This window comes from Chitinivorax tropicus (assembly GCF_014202905.1).
Lineage (GTDB): Bacteria > Pseudomonadota > Gammaproteobacteria > Burkholderiales > SCOH01 > Chitinivorax > Chitinivorax tropicus.
Map to the genome: position 1 here is coordinate 1 of NZ_JACHHY010000031.1, position 20,429 is coordinate 20,429.

Sequence of the window (20,429 nt, forward strand, 5' to 3'; positions counted from 1 at the left end):
CGGTAGTCCCAGCTGCTGAGCCGTACCCGGCCTGGCTGGCGGCTGACCCGTTCGGTCCAGTGCTGGAAGCTGTCCTGCCGCTCGGTGGCGTCACCACGGTGGTAGCGCAGCGGGCTGTCCGGGTTGGCTTGGCAGGCGGCGTCGAAGCTCTGCCGGTCGCTGATGACCAGGGTGTGTCGATCGTCGGTGTGCTCGAACCAGCCGAACAGGCCTTCGCTGTACATCAGCCGGGCGATGAAGTGCCAGTCGGTCTCCTGGTATTGCGCCACTTGGCTGCGCTGTGGGTAGCGGCTGCGATCCAGTAGTTGGAAGCGCCAGGCGGGGGTGAGCTGGCCTTGGCCGACGTAGTCCTGGAACACGGTCTCCAGGATGTCGGGGATGCTTTGTTCCTGAAACACCCAGCTGTCGCGCTGTAGCCGCAGGCAGGCCAGCCAGGGCTCCAACACCAGTTGGTAGCGCGCCAGGCCGCCGTTGCTGCCCAGGCTCCGCACCTCGGTGATATGACCATGGAAGGGCCGCCGCACGGTGCGCGACCGGCTGGTCTGCAGTTGCAAGGTGGCGGTGCTGCCCAGCAGCTCGGTCAGATTCGCCTGCGCCTGGTCGCTGAGCACGGTGATCACCAGCCGGAAGCCGGTGAACAGGGTGAAGGGGTCGTCTGCCGCCCCCCGCTGCAGCTGGGGGGTGATGGGCAGCTGGCCCAGCGCCGGTTGCGGCACGGCATGCTGCTGCGTCACCAGCGAGCCGGGTGGCCACTGCTCGGCATCGGGCAGCAGGGCCTGCGCCCCACTGGGCAACGGTGCACCCAGCACCGATTCCAGACCCTGCACCGTTTCAACGATCAGCGCATCCGGGTGGTTGGCGAGGACGAGTTGGAACAGACGGTTGGTCGCCGTGAATCGACCCAGCGCCTGACGGAACAGCAAAGCGAAGTTAGACATGCGTTTGTCGTCAAATGTTGACGATTTATTATGCCACCAAGATAGGCGGACGTCATGATGATGCCAAACCCAATCAAGGCATGACAAGCGTTCCCCACGGGTGGAATCTGACTACATTCGCACTATGCTGGTGGCACGCATCTGCATGCCACCATTTCATCGTCAACACCATCGCTTTTGCAATACAGCTCAACCCTTGCTCGACCCGGTCTCCTCAATATAACGATCAATGGCTTTTTCCAGCAGCTTCAGCGGCATGGCCCCGTGCTTCAGCACCACAGCATGGAAATCGGCCAGCTGAAAGCGCTCGCCCAGGGCCTGCTTGGCCTTCTCACGCAAGGCGAGGATCTTCATCATGCCCACCTTATAGGCACAGGCTTGACCAGGCATGACAATGTAGCGCTCGATCTCGGCGGTCACGTCACTCTGTACCATACCGGTGTTACGCGCCATGTAGTCGATGGCTTGCTCTCGTGTCCATCGCTGGTGATGAATGCCGGTATCCACCACCAGCCGTACCGCGCGGAACAGCTCTCCCTGTAAGCGCCCCAGATTGTTGAATGGGTCTTGCTGGTAGCCCATTTCCCACGCCAGACGTTCGGCATAGAGTGCCCAACCTTCAATATATGCAGTAAACGGCATGAACTTCCGGAACAAGGGCAGCTTGTCCTGCTCTTGCTGAATGGCGATCTGGAAATGATGGCCAGGGATGCCCTCGTGGTACGCCAGCGTGCGCATCTCCCAACGAGTGGTGGCTTTGATGTCATACAGATTGGCAAAGAAAATCCCTGGTCGCGAGCCATCCATGGCAGGGCCTTCATAATAGGCCCCGGGGGAGGTCTTTTCTTTGAATTGCGGAATGCGCTGTACGTCCAGCTCGGCCTTGGGCCGGATATTGAATGCCTGGGACACCCCCTGCCCGATCTCATTGAGAATCTGCTTATAGTCCGCCAAGATCTGCGCCCGCCCTTCATTCGAGTCGGGGTATTGAAAACGCGGATCATCGGCAATCTGCTTGAGCAGCGCTGCAATCTCATCACCTTGGTACCCTTGAGCCTTGAAAATCGCACGTATCTCCTGCTGAATCCGCGCTACTTCCTGCAGCCCCATCTCATGCACCTGCTGCGGTGTCTCATCACTGGTGGTGGATTGCTGCAAGATATAGGTATAGAAGGCGTCACCCTGCGGCAGCTTCCACACCCCTGCACGATTGTCGGATTTCGCCCGCAGCCGGGTCATGTAACCGATCAACTTGTGATAGGCCGGGTAGACGGACTGATCGATTGCCCGCTCCGCCTGCCTCAACAGGGCTTGCCGGTCTTCAGGTGATAGCTTGCCAAGCTGCGCCAGCTTTTTATCGAAGTGGGTGTAGAGCAGGTTCTGCGAGGCAGGCGGCGCAATCAAGCCATCCATCTCCTCCAGCACCCTGTCGATGACAAATGTAGGCGGGATGATGCCCCGCTTTTCCCGCACCTGCAGCTGCGCCAGCAATTGATCGAACTTGCGCCCTGCTTTGTTCAGCCGGGCGATGTAGTAGTCCGCATCCTGCTTGCTGGTCAATGGATGCATGGTCAACATGAAGGTCGGATAGTCGTTTTGTACTCCAAACAACTGATTGACCGGATAGTTGTGAAAACGGAAAGGCGTACCGGCCAAGCGATTGCGTGCGTACCAATCCAGCGTGTCATAGTCGAGCCGTTGCGCCGCCGTCATCCCTTTCACACTGTATCGATGCAGCGCAGCAGTGTGACGCTTGAGCCGCTGCAACTCCCGATCCATCTGTGCCAGCGATATATCGTTCAGCTCACCGTTGTGCTTGGTGATACCCCGTTGTTCCAACAGGCGCATGCGGGTGAGGTTTTCCGGCGTGTCCTGCATGGATTCCAGAAAGATACGCTCGTAGAACGTCTCGATCGGCTCCTGCTTGGCAAAGGCAACACTCGGCAGCACGGCACCCGCGACAAAGACAGCACCAGCGATGTGGGCCAGGCGGCTCATACGATCTCCTCATTATGTGGTGTGAAACAGATTCTACTGACAAGAAATGGTTTTCACCTCAGCCCAGTCATATCGATACACCAAGCCGACTGTTGGTGTGCTTCATTTGAGTTTTATTCACACCGCTGATCCTGCAGAGACAATTTCAAGGCAGCATTTTTTATAACCCGATATTAGGTTAGCCATCCACCATTTCAAAGCACATTCGAACATTCAGAACTAATCCAGAACAATACAAAGCCGAATCAAGCCACATATTATCTACACCCTGATCATGATACCCTGCACTAAATTCGGCACACATCCCATTCAATTTACATCGCACTCACCAAGCGCGGCTTCCTCAGAAAATTTGCTTGTTCATTATCGACATGATTCTGTTCAGCCTCCATCCAATCACATCAATGTACATATCCTTCCTTGAAATCACCCAGAGCATGTAGCACCTATGGTTTGGCAATGATCAACCAGACGCGGCGATGAGAGCAAAATTATTTCCCAGGGAAGAGTCCGTGCAAAATAGGTCATTCATGGAACCACTCCGTGTATTGCGCCGCAAGCCGTTGCCCAGGCATCCACTTAGTTGATCAGATGCCGATTCATCGCATGTAAGCAAATCCATTTAAATATTCGAAATTTAAAAATAACCAGATTGAAATGAACCTTAAAGAGCAAGGAAACCCACCAACTCAGCCAGGAAGAAGTGTGGATTTTGATTATTTAAAGACACAAAACCATCAACCCATACAGAAATATGAATTTAATATCATGAATATTCGACACATCATATCAATAAATTATTGACAAATTATCTTTACATTCTCAATCAACCTACACCACAATAAAAAACAGAAATTAAAAATCGCCGCAGTCAAGTGCAATACATAAGCGGCGTACTTTGATTCCATCGAAGAATAAAAAGCCTATCAGCTATTTTTTTGGTTAAACCAACGGCCAAGAATATCAGCCAAACGGGTAGAATAAATGGCAGATATCTTGCCAAAAGGGTCAGTATTGCCCACTGATTTAGGTGATGCAGTGATTTCGTATCGACGGCCATCGAATATGGATCAAGGTTGGCTGCAGTTCCGGTACTCGATCAAGGTGTGGCTTCAAACAGTTGGCTGGCTGATTCCACTTCGATGGAGTCTACTTTTCATTGAGAAAGGAGCTAGGCCATGCAACGCATTTCACGTACCTGCAGTTTGCTTTTCATCAGTGGCAGCCTGTTTGCCTCGGTTGCTCAAGCGGCCCCGGTAGCATTAGTCAAAGATGGTGAGACCGCATATGGTTACAGTTTGGAAGCCGATCAGCTGGTGCCTTATACGGTACAGAGAGGGATGGCTGTGATTGACGACATCGTGTTGGGCACCCATGCGAACATCCAGCGCCATGGCATCCCGTCTCTCCGTGTGCGCCCCTGGACATCCAAACAGGAGGTTCAAACCCGTGACGTCGTGCCATTTGACAACCATATCGGAACCTCAAGCCGCTGGCCAAACAACACGCTTTACTATTCATTGGAAGAAGCATCCGATGCAGCAGCCACTGCATTTCGGGCTGCCATACGGCACCTTGAAAGCAATACAAACGTGAGATTCGAGGAACGAACTGACCAAACCAACTATGTACGCGTCATCAGCGACGCTCCAAGGGAGTGCTCATCATTTGTTGGCATGCAGGGTGGCGCACAAGATCTGTCGCTGGGAGAAGGTTGTGAGACCATGGGTATTGCAGCACACGAAATACTGCACGCCTTGGGATGGGCGCATGAACAGAGCAGAGCAGATCGAGATCGATTCGTCACCATCAATATGAGTAACGTCCAAGCCGACAAGGTAACCAATTTTATGTTAAGCCAAGGAGGTGACCCGATCGGGGCTTATGATTTCGATTCGATCATGCATTATCGATCCAGTGCCTTTGCAATCAACACGGCTATTCCAACCATTCTACCCATTGACCCTAATATCCAGCTCAGTCGGCTCGGTCAACGTAATGGGCTCAGTGCGGGCGATCGGGCATCAGTGAATCACTTCTACCCTCGTCTCAACACCGACCTGGGGCTGAGCCTGAACACGCAGCAGCTGGTGATCAATAAAAATGGCCGGGGCATGGCCACCATCGATCTAGCCGCAAAACAGCGGAACCTGGTTCAGTTGACAGCGACCACTTCCAATAACAGGCTGATCAACAACAGTGGCATTCAATTCACGCACTTGAAGGGCAATCAGTATCAGCTGACCGTCAAACCCTCAGCTGAGATGACCGGCCAAGCCGAGCTGACGGTACAGGCCACCGACCAATTCGGCCAAGTGGTGCGCAAGAAACTGGCTTTGACCGTGTTGCGCTGATCGACACACCAACGAGCCAGGCTGCTGCAGCGGTCTGACTCGTTTGGCCATTGCACACATCCGCTCAGGCTCAGAAAATTTTTTCCGTGTTAACCCGATTTCTGAGCTTGCTACGTTCAATACTTCATCAACCCCCTGAACGGAGCAGATGACATGACCACCCCACGCCCTCTCGTGATCGCCCTGGCGCTGATTTTCTCGGTCAGTGCCTGCGGCAAACGCGACATGATTGCCGACGAACACCCAACTCCCAAGCAGGTTGAGGAGCAGGTTGCTTCTACCCCTGCCAACGCGCCTGTTGCTACAGGGCTGCCTTCCCCGCCGCAATCAGGTGCCGTACACGATCAAGCTACCAATTCGCCACGGAAAATGGCACCAGCGCTCGTGGCAGAGCGTATGGCCATGCCAGCACCAGCCTATGTGACCCCGCAAGCCAATACTGAAAAGTATCAACAACTGGATCAGCACGATATCAAACTGGTTGCGCAAACACCGGTCTCGACTTTCAGTATTGATGTCGATACGGGGGCGTATGCCAATATGCGTCGTTTTCTCAACGAAGGTCAGCTCCCGCCTGCTGATGCAGTGCGGATCGAGGAGTTCATCAATTATTTCCCCTACCAGTACAACCTGCCGCAGCAGAAAGTGGCTGGCAAGCTGGTGCCATTTGGCGTGGTGACCGAGATCGCCCCTACCCCTTGGAATCCGGACAGCCTGCTGCTGAGAGTTGGCATCAAGGCTTCCGATGTGGCCAAAGCCACCCTTCCCCCGGCCAATTTGGTGTTTCTGGTGGATGTATCTGGGTCGATGAATGAGCCCGCCAAGTTACCCCTGGTGAAAAATGCACTGAAGATGCTGGTGAATCAGCTGCGACCACAAGACCGTATTTCACTGGTGACCTATGCCAGCGGGACACGCGTCATCTTGGAGCCCACCCCCGGCACGGAGAAGGCAAAGATCAGCAGCGCCATCGATCAGTTACAGCCTGGCGGCAGTACAGCGGGGGCTGCTGGCATCCAGTTGGCCTATCAGATGGCCGCACAAGGGTTTCTCAAAGAGGGCATCAACCGCATCTTGTTGGCGACGGATGGGGATTTCAACGTTGGCATCAATGATTTCAATCAGTTGAAAAGCCTGGTCGAAGAAAAGCGCAAAAGCGGCGTATCTCTCTCATCGCTGGGCTTTGGCACTGGCAACTACAATGAGCAGCTGATGGAGCAGATTGCCGACGCGGGCGATGGCAATTATTCCTACATCGACAACCTGAACGAAGCGCAGAAGGTGCTTTCGGACGAATTGAGCTCGACGCTGGCCGTGGTCGCCAAAGATGTCAAAGTCCAACTTGAATTCAACCCGAACGTGGTTGCGGAATACCGGCAGATTGGTTACGAAAATCGTGCACTGAAGCGGGAAGATTTCAACAACGACAAGGTGGATGCAGGAGAGATCGGTGCGGGACACAGCGTGACGGCATTGTATGAGATCACGCTGGTTGGCGGGAAACGCATGATCGAGGATCTACGCTATGACACGACCAAGGCTGCCAAGCCGGTTGGCGGCAAGACCGATGAGCTGGCCTTCCTGCGGCTGCGCTACAAAGCCCCCGGCACAGACAGCAGCGAGTTGCTGGAATTCCCGCTCTTCAAGCGAGATATCAAGGCAGCCACCCAGACCAGCGAGGACTTCCGGTTTGCGGCAGCCGTTGCTGCATTCGGGCAGGAGTTGAAAGGGGGCAAATACACGGGCCGTTTCGGCTATGACCAGATTCAACGGCTGGCCGACAGTGCACGTGGCAATGATCCATTTGGTTACCGAGGCGAATTCGTGCGCTTGGTCAATTTGGCCAAAAGCCTCTCCACCCAGCCCAACAGTCAGCCATAAGTAGGCCACCAACCCAGGTGCAGCTGGCCTGCGCCTGGGCTGCGCACACGCCCATGATACAGAGCGCCTGTGATACGGCCTGGCCCGATCAACCAGAGCGAGGGAATTCCACGCAGGCGGCGGCGTTTGGCATACAATTCTGCCGCATGCATGATGACCAGACCGATGAAGTGCTGATGCAACGATATGCCGCAGGAGACATGGCGGCATTCGAGACTCTATACACCCGTCACCGGCGCGGGTTGTATGCCTTCATCTCGCGGCAATCCCCCCAACCAGCCTGGGTGGATGATATTTTTCAGGACACATGGCTGGCCGTCACCCGGGCCAGACAAACCTACCAGTCCACCGCCCAGTTCCGCACCTGGCTGTATCAGATAGCCCGCCATCGCCTGATCGACCTGATCCGGCAGCGCGACCCACTCAAGCTGGCGGAGTTGGAAGCAGACGAAGAACACGATGCGGTGGCGGGCATCGCCAGCGATCGCCCCGGTCCGGATCAGCAGCTGGAAGCCCATCAGCAACACCAGCGCTTGAACCAAGCCCTGGCGGCCCTGCCAGCCAATCAACGCGAAGCCTTTTTGTTAAGAGAACATGGCGAACTCAGCATTGATGATATTGCCCAGCTGACGGGCGTATCGACAGAAACAGCCAAGAGCCGGCTGCGTTACGCGATTGCCAAGCTCAAATCTGCCTTGATGGGGAGTGTATAGATGAAGCCCCAACCCCCGTTGCACCAGGATGCCTTACCGGATGAGCCATTCATCCGCCAGGCTTATCAGGCACTGCCACAAGCCGAGCCCAGTACAGCGCTGGATGCGGCCATCCTGCAAGCCGCCCAGGCCAGCATAGATGCGCCATCACCCGCAACTGTCGTGCCGCTGCCCACAAAGCGCCGCTGGTATGCCATCCCACTGGCTACCGCTGCTACCGTTGTGCTGGGATTGGGCATGTTGCTGGAAATGCAGAGCGCCAAAAAAGAAGAAGCAGTCATCCACGAAACGGTAGCGATGGCACCCGCAGCCGATGCCATGTCACGGGCGGAACGGTCACAATCCACCGGTGCGATGCCCACCCCTACCCCCTTGGCAGGCGATGCCATGAAGCCCTCATCGTCACCGACACCAGCGGTGATTGACAACCCAATGGCCGCAGAACAAGTCAGCCCGCCCCCAGCCAAGCTGACCACCGCACAGGCCCAGCCACCCAAGCCCAGGCAGGAATCACTTACCGAGGCTGCCCCCAGCGCTGCCGATGCCACCGACCCGACGGGAGCCGCACCATCACAGCCAGCTGCAGCCAAACCCCAGGCCAACATTGCCGAACAGGCACCCGCTGCCCCGATGGCACTGGCCAAACAGGTGCCAGCCGAGCCCTTGGCCGACGCGGATTCCTACTCTCGCATCGAGACACCAGCCCGCGCGGCGGTGTCATCCCCCACGCACGCCAGATCGGCGGCGACCAGCCCGGCGCCTATGCAGTGGCAATCCGTCAGTGATAAACGATGTCTCGCCGTGATCAATGGGCAGGTGTCACTAGCCCCCTGCCAAGCCACTCCGGAACAGCTATGGCAGCCCCTGCCCGGCGGTCAATTGCAGAATGTGGCCACGCAGCATTGCCTTGCCAGCATCATGCGCTCCGCCACCCCCGACAGGGTGAGCCTGGTCAGCTGTACCGATACAGCTGAGCTACGCTGGCGGATTACTGATGGACACATTCAGGAAGACAAGCGCAATCCATTTGCCCTAGGTGTGCATGAAAAAGGTGGCGTCCGCTTGAGCCCTATTGAAAAGGATAGCGATAGCCAGCGCTGGCTGCGCCTACCCAGCCCCATCAGCCGTTGATCCGTGTCCGCACTACCAGGCAAACCATAAAATCAAAAGGAATAAATGCCTGTTACCCGATACATGTCGCGGGGCACGGTCACTTCCACATTGCCCGGCCATGGGTCAACTCAGTCAGCGCAGCACGCGTCGTAGATAAGTCTGCCTTGGGCAGCGTGATGGTAAACAACCTGCCCCCATCGCCCGACAGCACAGTAAACGGTAGGCCCGCCTTGGTCAGCCAATTGCGCACCTTGTTCTCCTGCTCGATCGGCAACACCAGTCGCAGCGCGTCAGTTGCGACAATCGGCGCAAGCACCGCGCTCGACACAGCCATGGACACCACCTGACCATACGCCCGCACCAACCCACCCGCCCCCAGCTTGATCCCCCCGTAGTACCGGGTCACCACCGCCAAGGCATCGGTCAACTGCTTATGTTGCAGCACGTTCAAAATAGGTTTGCCCGCCGTGCCAGCCGGCTCTCCATCATCGTTTGCCGCCGCATCGTTGCCGATCGCCCATGCCCAGCAGTGATGCGCGGCATCGGGGTGAGCTTTGCGGATCTGCGCCAGACAGGTCTGCACATCGGCGCGGGATTGAACCGGCCCGACCCAGGCCAGAAAGCGACTTTTCTTGATTTCCAGCATCGCTTCAGCCGGTGACTGTATAAGATTCATCAATAGACCTATGCATACCACATCATTTCACACCAACGGGGTTGGCATGGCTTGCACCATTACATACCAATTTTCACATAAGCTCGAATCAACAGCTCAGGCATGGTGTAATGGCGTCCAATAACAATATTCTGCAGTGAGTACCAAACGTGGCTGAACCCGGAATCGAGCGGATCGACATTGAAGCAAGTATCCATCATGCATGGTCCATGCTGTTGGTCGATCCCATCAATGCTTGCCAGATTGCCAATGATGCCTTGCAAGCCGCCTTGCAAGTCAATGACCAGCATGGTGCTGCGCACGCACAGTTGATTCTGTCAAAACATGAAAGCCGGTTTGGCCCGTCAGAGCAGGCCATCGCGCGGCTGACCCAGCTTGCCGCCTATTTCCGATCACATGGCGATGCGCAGGGCCAGCTACGAGCCGAGCAAGCGCTTGCCCAGATCGAGTTGGAGCAAGGCGCCCCCCACCAGGCGGTGATCCGCTTGCAAAGACTGATCACCAAGCCAGAGCTACTGAGCGCACTGGATCATGCCTCCATCCTGAACACACTCAGCACGGCTCTGACCAGCAGCGGTGATCGCGAGCGGGGCTTGCGCATGGCCTACCAGGCATTGTCCGTGATCCGTCGGCAGCAAGGCACCCCCATCTCAGCACTGATCAATCACAACATCGGGGTGTATCAGCTGAATGCTGGCAATTTTGATCTAGCCCATAAGCTCCTGCACGATGCGCGTCAAACCATCCAGCCCTTTGGTCGTACCAGCCTGCTGGGTCTATTCTCCGCCAATCTCGCGCTGTGCCTGATTCACCAAGGCCAGCTGGATATGGCGCTGAAGATCATCGAGCCCTTAGTGCATGAAAGCTGCACCAACATCACCCCGCGCGATCTGGGCTTTGTGCAAAGCGTGACTGCTGATGCTTGCTTCCGCCTGGGCGAATGGTCACGCGGCGAACACTACCTGGATCTGGCCGATACCACGCTCGGCGGTGATGATGACCCCTTCTTCGTTGGCTACTTGGCATTTTTACATGCCCAACTGCTCGCCCAACAAGGGCAATCAGAATCTGCCCTGGCGCAATGCGACATCGCAATCGCAGCGTCAGAGCGCTCACATGATGATCAGCTGATCCTCGACGTGATCAACCTGCAGTCGCAGATCCATGCCGATCGTGGCGACTATCAACACGCCTACCAACTGGCCAGAGCTTTTCATCAGCGTTACACCCGCGTCTCCGCTTTTGCGAACGAAACACGCTATCTGACCCTACAGGTACAACATGAGCTGGCCGAAGCGCAATCTGCACGTGATCGAGCCCGCAAAGAGCACGCAGAGGCCGAACAAGCGCGGCAGAAGCTCTCGCAACTCAACAGACAGCTGGAAGAGCGCATCGAGGAAATCGAATCACTGCAATCCGCCCTGCGAGAACAGGCCATCCGCGATGCCCTGACAGGATTGTATAACCGACGCCACCTGCAAGATGCGCTACCCCAGGCGCTTCAGCTGGCAACGCGCACCAACTGGAACGTCTGTGTCGCCTTGATCGACCTGGATCACTTCAAACGGTTGAATGATACGCACGGACACCGCCTTGGTGATCTGGCGCTGATCGAGCTGGGCAAGGTGCTTCGGGACGGCATTCGAGGAAGTGACTTCTGCTGCCGTTATGGTGGGGAAGAGTTCTGCATCGTGCTGGCAGACATGCCAGCGAGCGCCGCGCAGCTGCGCTTGAACGGCCTGCTTCAACAGCTGAAAGCACGTCTGATCACCGATGGCGAGAGCCAGTTCTCCGGCCTGGCCTTCTCGGCGGGCATCGCCTCCACCGATCGCTTCGGTCACGATCCGCAACGGCTGTTGGATGCGGCAGACAAAGCGCTCTATCAGGCCAAAGCCGCCGGACGGGGCATTGTCATGATCGCAGAAGTGCTCTAGCCGCCCCTCATTGCAGCACGCATCATGCCAAATTACCTGACCCATCTATGTTTGGCTGAAGACACCCCCACAGGCAGAGTTGGCAATCTACTGGGCGATTTCATCAAGCTCAGGCAGGCGGCCCATTTGCCCATGGCGCTGCAGCGTGGCCTGATCCTGCACCAAGCGATGGATGGCTTTACCGACCGGCACCCCATCGTTTTACGCAGCAAGGCTCGCATCAGCAGCCTCAGGCGCCGCTATGCAGGCATTTTGATCGACATCTTCTACGATCACTTTCTTGCGAGCCACTGGCAACAATACCATCCCACGCCTTTACTGGCATTCACCCACCAGATCTATGACGAGCTGGCAGCATTCGAGCCCGTGCTGCCTGATCGCCTACGGTCGATCCGACCGATCATGTCGGCTGAAAACTGGCTACTGAATTACCAACACCTCGATGGCATCGAATCCACCCTGCAACGCTTTGCAATACATCGCCTCAAACAACCCAGCACACTTGGCACCGGCGTGATCGAGCTGACCGAACACTATGTCGGGCTGGGCGAAGACTTCCAGCAATTTTTCCCTGCGCTGCAAGCCTTCACCCAAGCCTGGCATCAAGCCCAACCCATCAACCTGCCTTGACCCCCTCGTTCCGTGTCTTCCACAACGAGAACAGAATGCCACCGGCCAACAACGCCAAAGTGACGCTCAGCGACAGCAGCGCGGGCACCTTCCCACCGAATACGAAATCACCCAGGAAGATCTTGGCGCCGATGAAGACCAGAACCAATGCCAGTGCATATTTCAGATAGTGGAAGCGATGGATAATCGCAGCCAGTGCAAAATACAACGCACGCAAACCCAGAATCGCAAAGATGTTCGATGTGTAGACAATGAACGGATCAGTTGTGATGGCAAAAATGGCCGGCACGCTATCTACCGCGAATACCAGATCCACCAGCTCGACCATGATCAAAGCCAGCAACAACGGCGTTGCCCACCAGACCAGCTTACCCGGCTGCTTGGGATGTGGGGCCTTCACCAGGAAATGCTGCGCATGCAGCTCTTTGGTCACACGCAGGTGCTTTTTCAAGAACTTCAGGATGGGGTTGTTATTGAAATCCTGCTCGCCCTCATCCGCCACCAGCATTTTCAAGCCGGTATAGATCAGGAATGCACCAAAGATATACAGCACCCAGCCATACTGCGATACCAGCGTCGCCCCCACACCGATCATGATCGCACGCAGCACGATCACGCCCAGAATGCCCCAGAACAGCACTCGGTGCTGATAGACCCTGGGAATGGCAAAAAAGCCAAAAATGAGCGAAATCACAAATACATTATCAAGCGACAGGCTTTTCTCAACCAGAAAACCGGTGTAGAAATTCATCCCCGCCGCCGCACCCATGTACCACCACACCCAGGCACCAAAGATCATCCCGCCCGTGATATAGAACGCGGAGAGCCCCAGGCTCTCTTTGACACCGATTTCGTGATCTTCTTTATGTAACAATCCCAGATCAAAAACCAGCAAAGCAATCACAATGGCCAGGAACATCAGCCACATCCAGGCAGGCTTACCCAGCCATATTGCGTCAAGGAATTCCATAGTTATGCCCTTTCACCCGATTGCGTATTCAAGTTGATCTGTACGACCAGCCTATGATGGCCAGGGGGAGTGAAAGTTCGGGATGAGATAGGCATGAGGCACCTCCAGTATGAAAAATAAAACGGCCCAGTCCGCAAGACATAGGCCGTTACATATTTCACGCAAACAAGCCCCTGCCTTTCGGCAAGGTCTTGCTTACAACTGTTCTGTTGCCCGGCTACCGGAGCATCACGGATACGCAGTGATTGCTCGGGATGACGATAGACCGGCGAGAAGCTACTCCCCTTGATGAGCGAATCATAGATAATCCGATTAATTCAGTCAACTAATATCCGGCGCATCATCCTTGCTCGTCTATTCAAAGCGCCTTGATTTCTCATCATTTTGTCATACACCGCCTCTACACTGATCAGATGGCTGCAACTGGAGCACGTCCGATGAATGTGCTGATGATTTCCGATGTCTACTTCCCGCGCATCAATGGCGTTTCCACGTCGATTCAAACCTTTCGGCAGATGCTGAAACCGCTGGGCATTGATTCACTGCTGGTCGCCCCTGCCTACCCGCATGCACCCGAGCAGGTGGCCGATGAGATCAGGGTGCCGAGCCGATATCTACCTTTTGACCCTGAAGATCGGTTGATGCGTTATCAAGCGCTGAATCGTGCACTGGCTGCGATTCCACCTGATCGCTATGACTTGATCCATATTCAGACACCATTCGCCGCACACTATGCGGGCATCCGCTTGGCGAAACACGTCAACAAGCCAACGGTGATCACGTATCACACATTGTTTGCCGAATATGTCCATTGCTACGCTCCCTGGTTACCCAGTTCCCTGGGACGCCATGTTGCACAGGGGCTATCAAAACGACAGTGTAATCAGGCAGATATGGTTATTGCACCATCCAGGTTGATGGAAAGCACATTGCGGCGTTATGGCATCACTACCCCGATCCAGGTGGTGCCGACTGGAATTCCGATTGAGCGGTTTCAGCATGGAAACAGGATGCTGTTTCGCCAGCGACACCAGATTCCAGACCATCAGATCGTTGCATTGTTTGTAGGGCGGGTCGCTCATGAGAAAAATCTGCCATTGCTGATCACGGCCTTTGAATTGGCACTGCAGACGCAGCCCCATCTACTGCTTGTCATTGCTGGGGAAGGCCCGGCAAAGGCAAGTATTGAGGCCATGGTCAAAAAGCGTGGTCTTGTGCAATCGGTCCGTTTCATTGGCTATCTGGATCGGGAAAAGGATCTGCCTGATTGTTACCATGCAGCGGATCTGTTCGTGTTCCCATCATTGACCGAAACGCAGGGGCTGGTGTTGATTGAGGCCATGGCGGCTGGCTTGCCGGTGGTTGGCATCCCAGCGATGGGAGCCTCAGAGATCATTCTGGCGGATCATGGCTCGCTGCCTGTACGTAATTGTCCCCACGATATGGCCAATATGATCATTCGCCTGGCGGAAAATACCACCTTAAGAGCAGAGTTGAGCCGCGCAGCAAAAGCATTCGCCAGAACGTGGGGCGATGACGCCATGGCTGCGAAGTTGGCTCAAGCATATGAACGAGTCACATTCGGCCAAGCAGGACAACACGAATCCATGCTATCCCAAACGGGTTAGATCAGGTCAGAATCGCCCGCTCGCGGCCATTCTCAATGAAAAAACCATCTTTCAGCGGGTAGGCACAGCACCAGGCTGCCGATTGACCCCAGTGAAACATGTGCGGCTACGGCTCTGACTGAAACCACACATATCATCCATCTGAAGGAGCAGACCCAGGCGCCCCCATCACCGCGAATGTCGCGTTGGCTCGCACCAGTAGACGATCATTGGCCACCAACCGTACTTCGGCAAAGGCCAGACGCCGCCCCACCCGGAACACCTCGACATGTGCTTCGACCCAATCGAGCGGACGAGCTGGCTCCAGAAAGTCTGCCGTCAAATTGGCGGTGACCACAGGAACGGGTGGATTCTGCGAGGTGGATAGATTGATCCCCAATGCGGTATCAGCGAGGGTCAACAGCATGCCTCCATGCGCCATCCCGTGCATATTGTGATGATGTGCAGCGATCCGCACGCCCAGTATTCGTCGATCACCATCATAGCGGATATACACGTCACCCAAATGGAGGACAAATGGACTGGCGCCGATAAATGGCTCGAAACCTTCAGGGATGTGCTGGAGAGACGTCATGGCAATGGCCCGCAAGGAATAGGGTCAATCAATTCAGACTGCCAGCAGTATGCCGTCTCAGATTGACCGACTCAAGCCTGATCAACCATCGCCGGGCAACGCCTTGGGGCCAGGTTTAGGGGGGGGAAGCGGGCTTGGCAGATTGTTTCCACCTGGCTGGGTTGGGGTGGTGGGATTCGTAGTTGACTGTGGCGCCACGGGTTGTGCCAGAAACTTCCAATCACTGTAGCGTTGTTGGTTTTCAAAGGGTAGTTCGTCTTCGACAAACCCCGATTGCTTAAAGGGTTTTTTTTCTGACTTGCTGTACACCCCCAAGATGCCGCCACCCGGCGCACCCAGCACACCCCATTCGGCATTGCCTGTTATCGGGTCTGGATAGAGCTTACGGATATGACGGACGGGCTGAGGAAAGCGCTTGTCGGACACCAGATCGGAAAGCTCCTTCGGATAAGCTTTTGTTCCGCCTGGGCCTCTCTCGATGTAGCTTTTGATGGCCTGTCGATACAACCGTCCGACATATAACAAATCGGCCTCTCGATCACGCTCCGCCTGCGTCGCAGCAAGCTCCGTAGTCCGGCCCAGCAGCACGCTCATCACCAACAGAATGACCACGAGCCACATATAGGCCATGCCTTGCTGACGATGCAGTGGTGCCCTACCAGTTCGCATAGGAGGTTCCGTCCCTGGAAGAACCGCTGGCACTGCTGTGTACATCGGCCACAAACCCCTTCTCTTCGCCACTGGGCGGGGTGATTCTCCAGCTGGTTCGATTTTCGACAATGGGATCGAGCGGTACTTCACGCAAATACTTCTTCTCGACCAATTCTTCAAGCCGGTCAGGGTAGCGCCCCACATCCCCACGAAACTGGTCGATTGCCTTACGCAATGTGTTCAGATTGTCACGCAATACCGTTTCCTTCGCCTGATCCACGCTATTGGTATAACGTGGTGTCACCAGCGTGAGGAAGGTCGCGATGATCGCCATTGCAATCAACAATTCCAATAAGGTAAAGCCGCGCGTTTTCATCGTCACCAAGTCCGATAGGGGATGCCATTCATACCCTTGTCTGTACTCAACGAATAGACATCATAGACATCATCTCCTGCGCGCGGCTCGTCCGGTGGGCTGTTATAGCTACGATAGCCCCATGTCGAAGCAGCTGGCGCAGCGGAGTCAGGGAAAAACGGATCACGCGGAACACGACGCAGAAAATACAATTTACGCTTTTGTGGCGACTTTTTATCATCCACGCCATCAACCAGAATCTGCAAGCTGGCAGGATAGCCACTGCCATCTGCTTTTTTCTCGACCCGACCTTCATCTGCCGCCTTTTTATAGGCGTCAATCGCTTCACGGATCTCACGCAGCACCGACTTGAGTTCTTGCTCCTTGGATCGTCGAGCGTTCATCTGCGTCAATGGCAGCGCCGCGCTGGCCAAAATGGCCAGCAGCGTCAACGTCACCAGCATTTCGATGAGCGTGAAGCCCATCACTTTTTTCATTGCGTCCTCTTGTGGCTTTTGTTTGCACCCTGTTGTGCGCTTTCGTTGGTGCCAGGTGCGGGCTGTGCCGGAGGAGGTGCAGGTTGTACCGGCTCAGGCGCGGGCGGTGGCATCTGGCTGCCCATATCCGGCGGCGGTGCCATACCGCCACCTGCGTCAGCGCCACCAACTGGCACTTTGACTTCACTGCCACGGTTACTCAGCCGCAATGCATCACTGCCTACCGCTGCTTCTGTTCCGCTGTCAAATTCGGTGTTGCTGACATCCGGCACGTCCAGATTCCGCAAAATGCGCGGGGTGATCATCAACACCAACTCCGACTTGCTCTTTTGGTCTTTCTCACTGGAGAACAAGCGACCCAGAACAGGCATCTTACCCAACAGGGGGACTCGCATTGCCGACTGGAGTTCATCCTGCCGAATCAGACCAGCCAGGACCTGCGTTTCCCCATCCTTCAGACGTAGCGAAGTGTTGGCGTTACGCGAGCCGATCTTGTATGTCACCAACCCTTGTTTGCTGACGACCTCATCCGCAATATTGCTGACCTCCAGGCCAATCTTGATGCTGACCTCGTCATTCATATGTACGACCGGCTCGACTTCAACCTTCAAGCCTACATCCAAATAGTTGACCGACTCAGATGTTCCCCCGCCATTTGGCAGCGATATAGTCGTAATCACCGGCACACGGTCACCGATTTGAATCTTCGCCTTGTCACGGTTTTTGACACGGATACGAGGATTGGCCAGGGTATTGGTTACGCCATCCGTATTTTTCAGATTGACAATCAACGCTGGTGAAATATTGCCCACCCGCAAGCTGTCTCTGCTCATGTTCTTCAAATCGCCGATAGTCCACAGGTCCTGCCCGACATCGACAATTGCTTTGGCTGGATAAAGATTGATTTTCTCAGGGAGGGAAACACCCAAATCCTGCAATTTGGCGCTACTGATCTCCAAGACCTCGACTTCCAGCATGACTTCCGGCTCGGCCAGGTCCTGAGAGGCAAGCAGCTTCTCCGCCACTGCAATCGCTTCGGGCGTATCACGCATGATCAGCATGTTGAGCTTATCATCGACATACACATCGCGTGTCTTAACGACTGTCTTGATCAGGCCCAGCGCATTTTTTGCATCGACGTTTCCGAGATAGAAGGTTTTGACTCGCAACTCTTCCAATTCGCGCTGACGACCTGGCTGCGCTGGATAGATCAACACCGAGCGATCATTGAGAAGGCGCTTGGTGAGCTGCTGGCCAGTCAGGAGAACGTTCAAAGCTTCGTTCAGCGGTGTATTTTTTGCCATGATCGTCGCACGGGCATCCAGTTTGACATCCTTGTCAAACACGAAATTCACACCTGTGCTACGTGACAACACATCAAAAATCGCTGGTAACGGGGCCTGCTGGAACTCCAGCGTCACCAACGCATTCAAAGGCGAGTCAGGCCCAACAGTCTGCATGTCAGCCCGATGCTTTGCGCTGTTGATATCCGACAGCATCTTACGAGCCTTGGCATTGCGGGGGTTCTCTGACAAGGTCTGTCGCAGCAATTGCTTCGACTTATCGAGATTGCCTTCCTGTTTGGCTTTTTCAGCAGACGAAATGGACTGCTGATGCTTACGATCCGTATCGATCCGCCGCAGCCCCTCCTGCGCACGAGGATTGTCTGGCGACATGGCCAAGACTTCCCGGTATTTTTGCTCTGCAGCTTCGTATTGTTCATTCAATCGGCTGCTGTCAGCCTCTCTGTTCATCCGATCCGTAATCAATTCACGTTGTCGAACAAGGTAGGCCCGATATTCCTGATTGTTGGGATATTCGCTGACCACCTTGTTCAGCATGGCCATCCCTTCATCTGTCCGTCCCTGCGCAAGCAATTGCTTGGAATCAGAAAACGCCTGCTGGCCTGCACAGCCAGATAACGCCAATACAATCAGGCCGACGCCTGCTAACGGCCACTGCCTCATGGTTGAACTCCCATCGACAAAACTTGCTTCTCACCTGAGGCAAGATACGTGAAATGAATACCGGCAGCGTCCACGCTGTCGAGTCGATAACCACCAGCAACCGTTTCGCCTACATGAGCGATCAGATTCTGGCCCTGAAAATCCAGATAGATATCCAGCTGGCTGCCACGCTGCAATTTGCCTAAATAGGCAAACGGTAAAGGAGGAGGGCCTGATGGAACGGGTGGCGGAGGTGGTGGTGGCGGTGGCTGATTGGCCGGATCAACAACAGGCTCCATGTTTTTCTTGCCACTGTGGAAAGGATCAGACCCCGCCTCTCCGATGCCCGCGCGCTGCAACCAGCCGTCTGATGAAGATTGACCTTGTTTGGCAGCCCCATCGGCCGATGCTTGACTTGGCTGGGCCGGTTTACCCGAGCCCGACCTACCTGCCAGTAAATCATCATCTCCGCCCCCGCCGAACCAGAGCGAGTATCCAGTCAACAGCAGAGTCACCACCAGCAGTGTGATCAATGGTGCCTTAGACTTCATTTGGCCACCTTGTAGTAAAGGCTGAATCGCAAACGTGCTGTGACAACATCACTTTGCTCATCACGTTCGAAACGCACCTCATCCAATGCAGCATGTGGCAAGCGCTGAAGGACTTTACTCAAGAAACCTCTCAGTGCGGGGTAGTCCCCATCAAGCGGTAAACTGACCTGATAACGTTGTAATTTGAGCCCCGGCACCTCTTGTAATTGGTACTGGGATTCGACGATTGCCAGATCCGACTGCTCCGCCGCATCATTGAATATAGCCAGATCATCAGGCACGGCAGCGATGTCGGGAAAGTGCCGGTAAAAAGATGCCAGTGTCGGCATGCCCTGCTTGGTGCTGGCCTGGCGTTGCGCTTCACGCTGCGCATCTACCAATTGGCTGGATACCGATGCCGCTTCCCGCTCGGCTGGCAACACTTTGAATAACCATACCCCTAATGAGGCGACAACCAGAATCAAACCCAATCGACCAGGCCTCCCCAGCCGCTGCCAAGTGAACCGTAGCCAAAATGCCGCATTGTTCATTTTGGCCCCCACTGGGCTTGCAACTGGAAGCGCTCGACATCTGCTTCCGGATCGAGCTTTTGCTGAATCAGGTGGATCTGCCTGAGCCCAGCTTCAGAACCCAAGCGTCGCATGTAGTCATACATAGCTTGAGCGGTTTTTGCCTCACCAGCCAAACGGACTGTCCTCTGTCCGCTATCAGGCAAAATCTGGGTCAGGCGGACATCCGATGCTTCAATTTTCTCAAGCTGGCTAAATAAGATATCCCAAGGTCGGGCAAACTGGGAAGACAAGTCTTTTGCCTTGTCTCGTTCCTGCTGGTCGGGCTGAGGCTGAGTGCTATCTGGCGCACGTAGACGCCAGAGCGCACCTCGATCGGCTTCGATCTTTTGCTCAACTGATGAAACCTGCATGCTAAAGAGCGTCAGCAAAGCAACGCCGACCACACAGAGTGGCACGCCCAGCATGAGTGATCCGCTGGTCTGGCGGACAAAATCTAGTCTGACTGGTT

Annotated in this window: 19 protein-coding genes; 7 read left to right on the plus strand and 12 right to left on the minus strand. The window is 55.2% G+C overall.

The window, feature by feature from the left end:
• A partial coding sequence (locus tag HNQ59_RS17665) for a type VI secretion system Vgr family protein (RefSeq protein WP_184041721.1) occupies window positions 1-938 on the minus strand: 938 nt, incomplete at its 3' end.
• A gap of 189 nt (window positions 939-1,127) precedes the next feature.
• Window positions 1,128-2,936 (minus strand): DUF885 domain-containing protein, encoded by a 1,809-nt coding sequence (locus HNQ59_RS17670; RefSeq protein ID WP_184041722.1) that lies wholly within the window; start codon window positions 2,934-2,936, stop codon window positions 1,128-1,130.
• A gap of 1,178 nt (window positions 2,937-4,114) precedes the next feature.
• On the opposite strand from HNQ59_RS17670, the gene HNQ59_RS17675 reads away from it, so the two are divergent.
• From HNQ59_RS17675 to HNQ59_RS17690, 4 genes are all read left to right on the plus strand, one after another.
• Window positions 4,115-5,290, plus strand: a complete 1,176-nt coding sequence (locus tag HNQ59_RS17675) for a M12 family metallopeptidase (protein ID WP_184041723.1) — start codon at window positions 4,115-4,117, stop codon at window positions 5,288-5,290.
• A 153-nt stretch (window positions 5,291-5,443) separates the two neighbouring features.
• Entirely contained in the window at window positions 5,444-7,171 is a 1,728-nt protein-coding gene (locus HNQ59_RS17680) for a vWA domain-containing protein (protein WP_184041724.1), read from the plus strand.
• 53 nt (window positions 7,172-7,224) lie between these two features.
• Window positions 7,225-7,884 carry an RNA polymerase sigma factor gene (locus HNQ59_RS17685; RefSeq protein ID WP_246491072.1) on the plus strand — a complete coding sequence of 220 codons (660 nt, stop codon included), beginning with the start codon at window positions 7,225-7,227 and terminating at the stop codon, window positions 7,882-7,884.
• Window positions 7,885-9,015 carry a ricin-type beta-trefoil lectin domain protein gene (locus HNQ59_RS17690; RefSeq protein ID WP_184041725.1) on the plus strand — a complete coding sequence of 377 codons (1,131 nt, stop codon included), beginning with the start codon at window positions 7,885-7,887 and terminating at the stop codon, window positions 9,013-9,015.
• 79 nt (window positions 9,016-9,094) lie between these two features.
• Here HNQ59_RS17690 and HNQ59_RS17695 read toward each other — a convergent pair whose 3' ends face one another.
• Window positions 9,095-9,673 carry an IMPACT family protein gene (locus HNQ59_RS17695; RefSeq protein ID WP_184041726.1) on the minus strand — a complete coding sequence of 193 codons (579 nt, stop codon included), beginning with the start codon at window positions 9,671-9,673 and terminating at the stop codon, window positions 9,095-9,097.
• Window positions 9,674-9,822: 149 nt separating this feature from the next.
• Here HNQ59_RS17695 and HNQ59_RS19950 point away from each other — a divergent pair, with 149 nt between their 5' ends.
• Complete coding sequence (locus HNQ59_RS19950) at window positions 9,823-11,607, plus strand: diguanylate cyclase (protein ID WP_184041727.1); 1,785 nt, start codon at window positions 9,823-9,825, stop codon at window positions 11,605-11,607.
• Between the two features lie 24 nt (window positions 11,608-11,631).
• A complete protein-coding gene (locus tag HNQ59_RS17705; RefSeq protein ID WP_184041728.1) occupies window positions 11,632-12,237 on the plus strand; it encodes an acyl carrier protein phosphodiesterase in 606 nt (201 codons plus the stop codon).
• On the opposite strand, the gene HNQ59_RS17710 is transcribed toward HNQ59_RS17705, so the two are convergent.
• Window positions 12,224-13,207, minus strand: coding sequence for a TerC family protein (locus HNQ59_RS17710; protein WP_184041729.1), 984 nt, complete (start codon window positions 13,205-13,207; stop codon window positions 12,224-12,226). The two genes, HNQ59_RS17705 and HNQ59_RS17710, sit on opposite strands and share 14 nt — an antisense overlap.
• Before the next feature lie 437 nt (window positions 13,208-13,644).
• Between HNQ59_RS17710 and HNQ59_RS17715 the strand changes: the two genes are divergently transcribed.
• A complete protein-coding gene (locus HNQ59_RS17715; protein ID WP_184041730.1) occupies window positions 13,645-14,835 on the plus strand; it encodes a glycosyltransferase in 1,191 nt (396 codons plus the stop codon).
• A 133-nt stretch (window positions 14,836-14,968) separates the two neighbouring features.
• On the opposite strand, the gene HNQ59_RS17720 is transcribed toward HNQ59_RS17715, so the two are convergent.
• The 8 genes from HNQ59_RS17720 to HNQ59_RS17755 form a co-directional block, all read right to left on the minus strand.
• Window positions 14,969-15,409 (minus strand): PaaI family thioesterase, encoded by a 441-nt coding sequence (locus HNQ59_RS17720; protein ID WP_184041731.1) that lies wholly within the window; start codon window positions 15,407-15,409, stop codon window positions 14,969-14,971.
• 81 nt (window positions 15,410-15,490) lie between these two features.
• The gene (locus tag HNQ59_RS17725; protein WP_184041732.1) at window positions 15,491-16,078 is read right to left on the minus strand and encodes a type II secretion system protein; all 588 of its coding nucleotides are present in this window, start codon (window positions 16,076-16,078) and stop codon (window positions 15,491-15,493) included.
• Complete coding sequence (locus HNQ59_RS17730) at window positions 16,065-16,436, minus strand: type II secretion system protein (RefSeq protein ID WP_184041733.1); 372 nt, start codon at window positions 16,434-16,436, stop codon at window positions 16,065-16,067. The genes HNQ59_RS17725 and HNQ59_RS17730 overlap by 14 nt, the downstream gene beginning before the upstream one ends.
• Before the next feature lie 2 nt (window positions 16,437-16,438).
• Window positions 16,439-16,912, minus strand: coding sequence for a type II secretion system protein (locus HNQ59_RS17735; RefSeq protein WP_184041734.1), 474 nt, complete (start codon window positions 16,910-16,912; stop codon window positions 16,439-16,441).
• Window positions 16,909-18,879: a secretin and TonB N-terminal domain-containing protein gene (locus HNQ59_RS17740; protein WP_184041735.1), complete on the minus strand. Its 1,971-nt coding sequence runs from the start codon at window positions 18,877-18,879 to the stop codon at window positions 16,909-16,911. The genes HNQ59_RS17735 and HNQ59_RS17740 overlap by 4 nt, the downstream gene beginning before the upstream one ends.
• Window positions 18,876-19,409 carry a hypothetical protein gene (locus HNQ59_RS17745; RefSeq protein ID WP_184041736.1) on the minus strand — a complete coding sequence of 178 codons (534 nt, stop codon included), beginning with the start codon at window positions 19,407-19,409 and terminating at the stop codon, window positions 18,876-18,878. The genes HNQ59_RS17740 and HNQ59_RS17745 overlap by 4 nt, the downstream gene beginning before the upstream one ends.
• Window positions 19,406-19,939 carry a hypothetical protein gene (locus HNQ59_RS17750; protein ID WP_184041737.1) on the minus strand — a complete coding sequence of 178 codons (534 nt, stop codon included), beginning with the start codon at window positions 19,937-19,939 and terminating at the stop codon, window positions 19,406-19,408. The genes HNQ59_RS17745 and HNQ59_RS17750 overlap by 4 nt, the downstream gene beginning before the upstream one ends.
• On the minus strand, window positions 19,936-20,385 hold the full coding sequence (locus HNQ59_RS17755) for a PilN domain-containing protein (protein ID WP_184041738.1): 450 nt from the start codon (window positions 20,383-20,385) through the stop codon (window positions 19,936-19,938). The genes HNQ59_RS17750 and HNQ59_RS17755 overlap by 4 nt, the downstream gene beginning before the upstream one ends.
• Between the last annotated feature and the right edge of the window lie 44 nt (window positions 20,386-20,429).

Excerpts from the sequence above, each read along its gene's own strand:
- HNQ59_RS17720 (WP_184041731.1), bottom strand. The coding sequence starts at position 15,409 with ATGACGTCTCTCCAGCACATCCCTGAAGGTTTCGAGCCATTTATCGGC.
- HNQ59_RS17670 (WP_184041722.1), bottom strand. The coding sequence starts at position 2,936 with ATGAGCCGCCTGGCCCACATCGCTGGTGCTGTCTTTGTCGCGGGTGCC.
- HNQ59_RS17740 (WP_184041735.1), bottom strand. The coding sequence starts at position 18,879 with ATGAGGCAGTGGCCGTTAGCAGGCGTCGGCCTGATTGTATTGGCGTTA.
- HNQ59_RS17675 (WP_184041723.1), top strand. The coding sequence starts at position 4,115 with ATGCAACGCATTTCACGTACCTGCAGTTTGCTTTTCATCAGTGGCAGC.
- HNQ59_RS17725 (WP_184041732.1), bottom strand. The coding sequence starts at position 16,078 with ATGCGAACTGGTAGGGCACCACTGCATCGTCAGCAAGGCATGGCCTAT.
- HNQ59_RS17735 (WP_184041734.1), bottom strand. The coding sequence starts at position 16,912 with ATGAAAAAAGTGATGGGCTTCACGCTCATCGAAATGCTGGTGACGTTG.
- HNQ59_RS17750 (WP_184041737.1), bottom strand. The coding sequence starts at position 19,939 with ATGAACAATGCGGCATTTTGGCTACGGTTCACTTGGCAGCGGCTGGGG.
- HNQ59_RS17755 (WP_184041738.1), bottom strand. The coding sequence starts at position 20,385 with ATGCTGGGCGTGCCACTCTGTGTGGTCGGCGTTGCTTTGCTGACGCTC.
- HNQ59_RS17705 (WP_184041728.1), top strand. The coding sequence starts at position 11,632 with ATGCCAAATTACCTGACCCATCTATGTTTGGCTGAAGACACCCCCACA.
- HNQ59_RS17690 (WP_184041725.1), top strand. The coding sequence starts at position 7,885 with ATGAAGCCCCAACCCCCGTTGCACCAGGATGCCTTACCGGATGAGCCA.
- HNQ59_RS17745 (WP_184041736.1), bottom strand. The coding sequence starts at position 19,409 with ATGAAGTCTAAGGCACCATTGATCACACTGCTGGTGGTGACTCTGCTG.
- HNQ59_RS17695 (WP_184041726.1), bottom strand. The coding sequence starts at position 9,673 with ATGAATCTTATACAGTCACCGGCTGAAGCGATGCTGGAAATCAAGAAA.
- HNQ59_RS17680 (WP_184041724.1), top strand. The coding sequence starts at position 5,444 with ATGACCACCCCACGCCCTCTCGTGATCGCCCTGGCGCTGATTTTCTCG.
- HNQ59_RS17730 (WP_184041733.1), bottom strand. The coding sequence starts at position 16,436 with ATGAAAACGCGCGGCTTTACCTTATTGGAATTGTTGATTGCAATGGCG.
- HNQ59_RS17685 (WP_246491072.1), top strand. The coding sequence starts at position 7,225 with ATGATACAGAGCGCCTGTGATACGGCCTGGCCCGATCAACCAGAGCGA.
- HNQ59_RS17710 (WP_184041729.1), bottom strand. The coding sequence starts at position 13,207 with ATGGAATTCCTTGACGCAATATGGCTGGGTAAGCCTGCCTGGATGTGG.
- HNQ59_RS17715 (WP_184041730.1), top strand. The coding sequence starts at position 13,645 with ATGAATGTGCTGATGATTTCCGATGTCTACTTCCCGCGCATCAATGGC.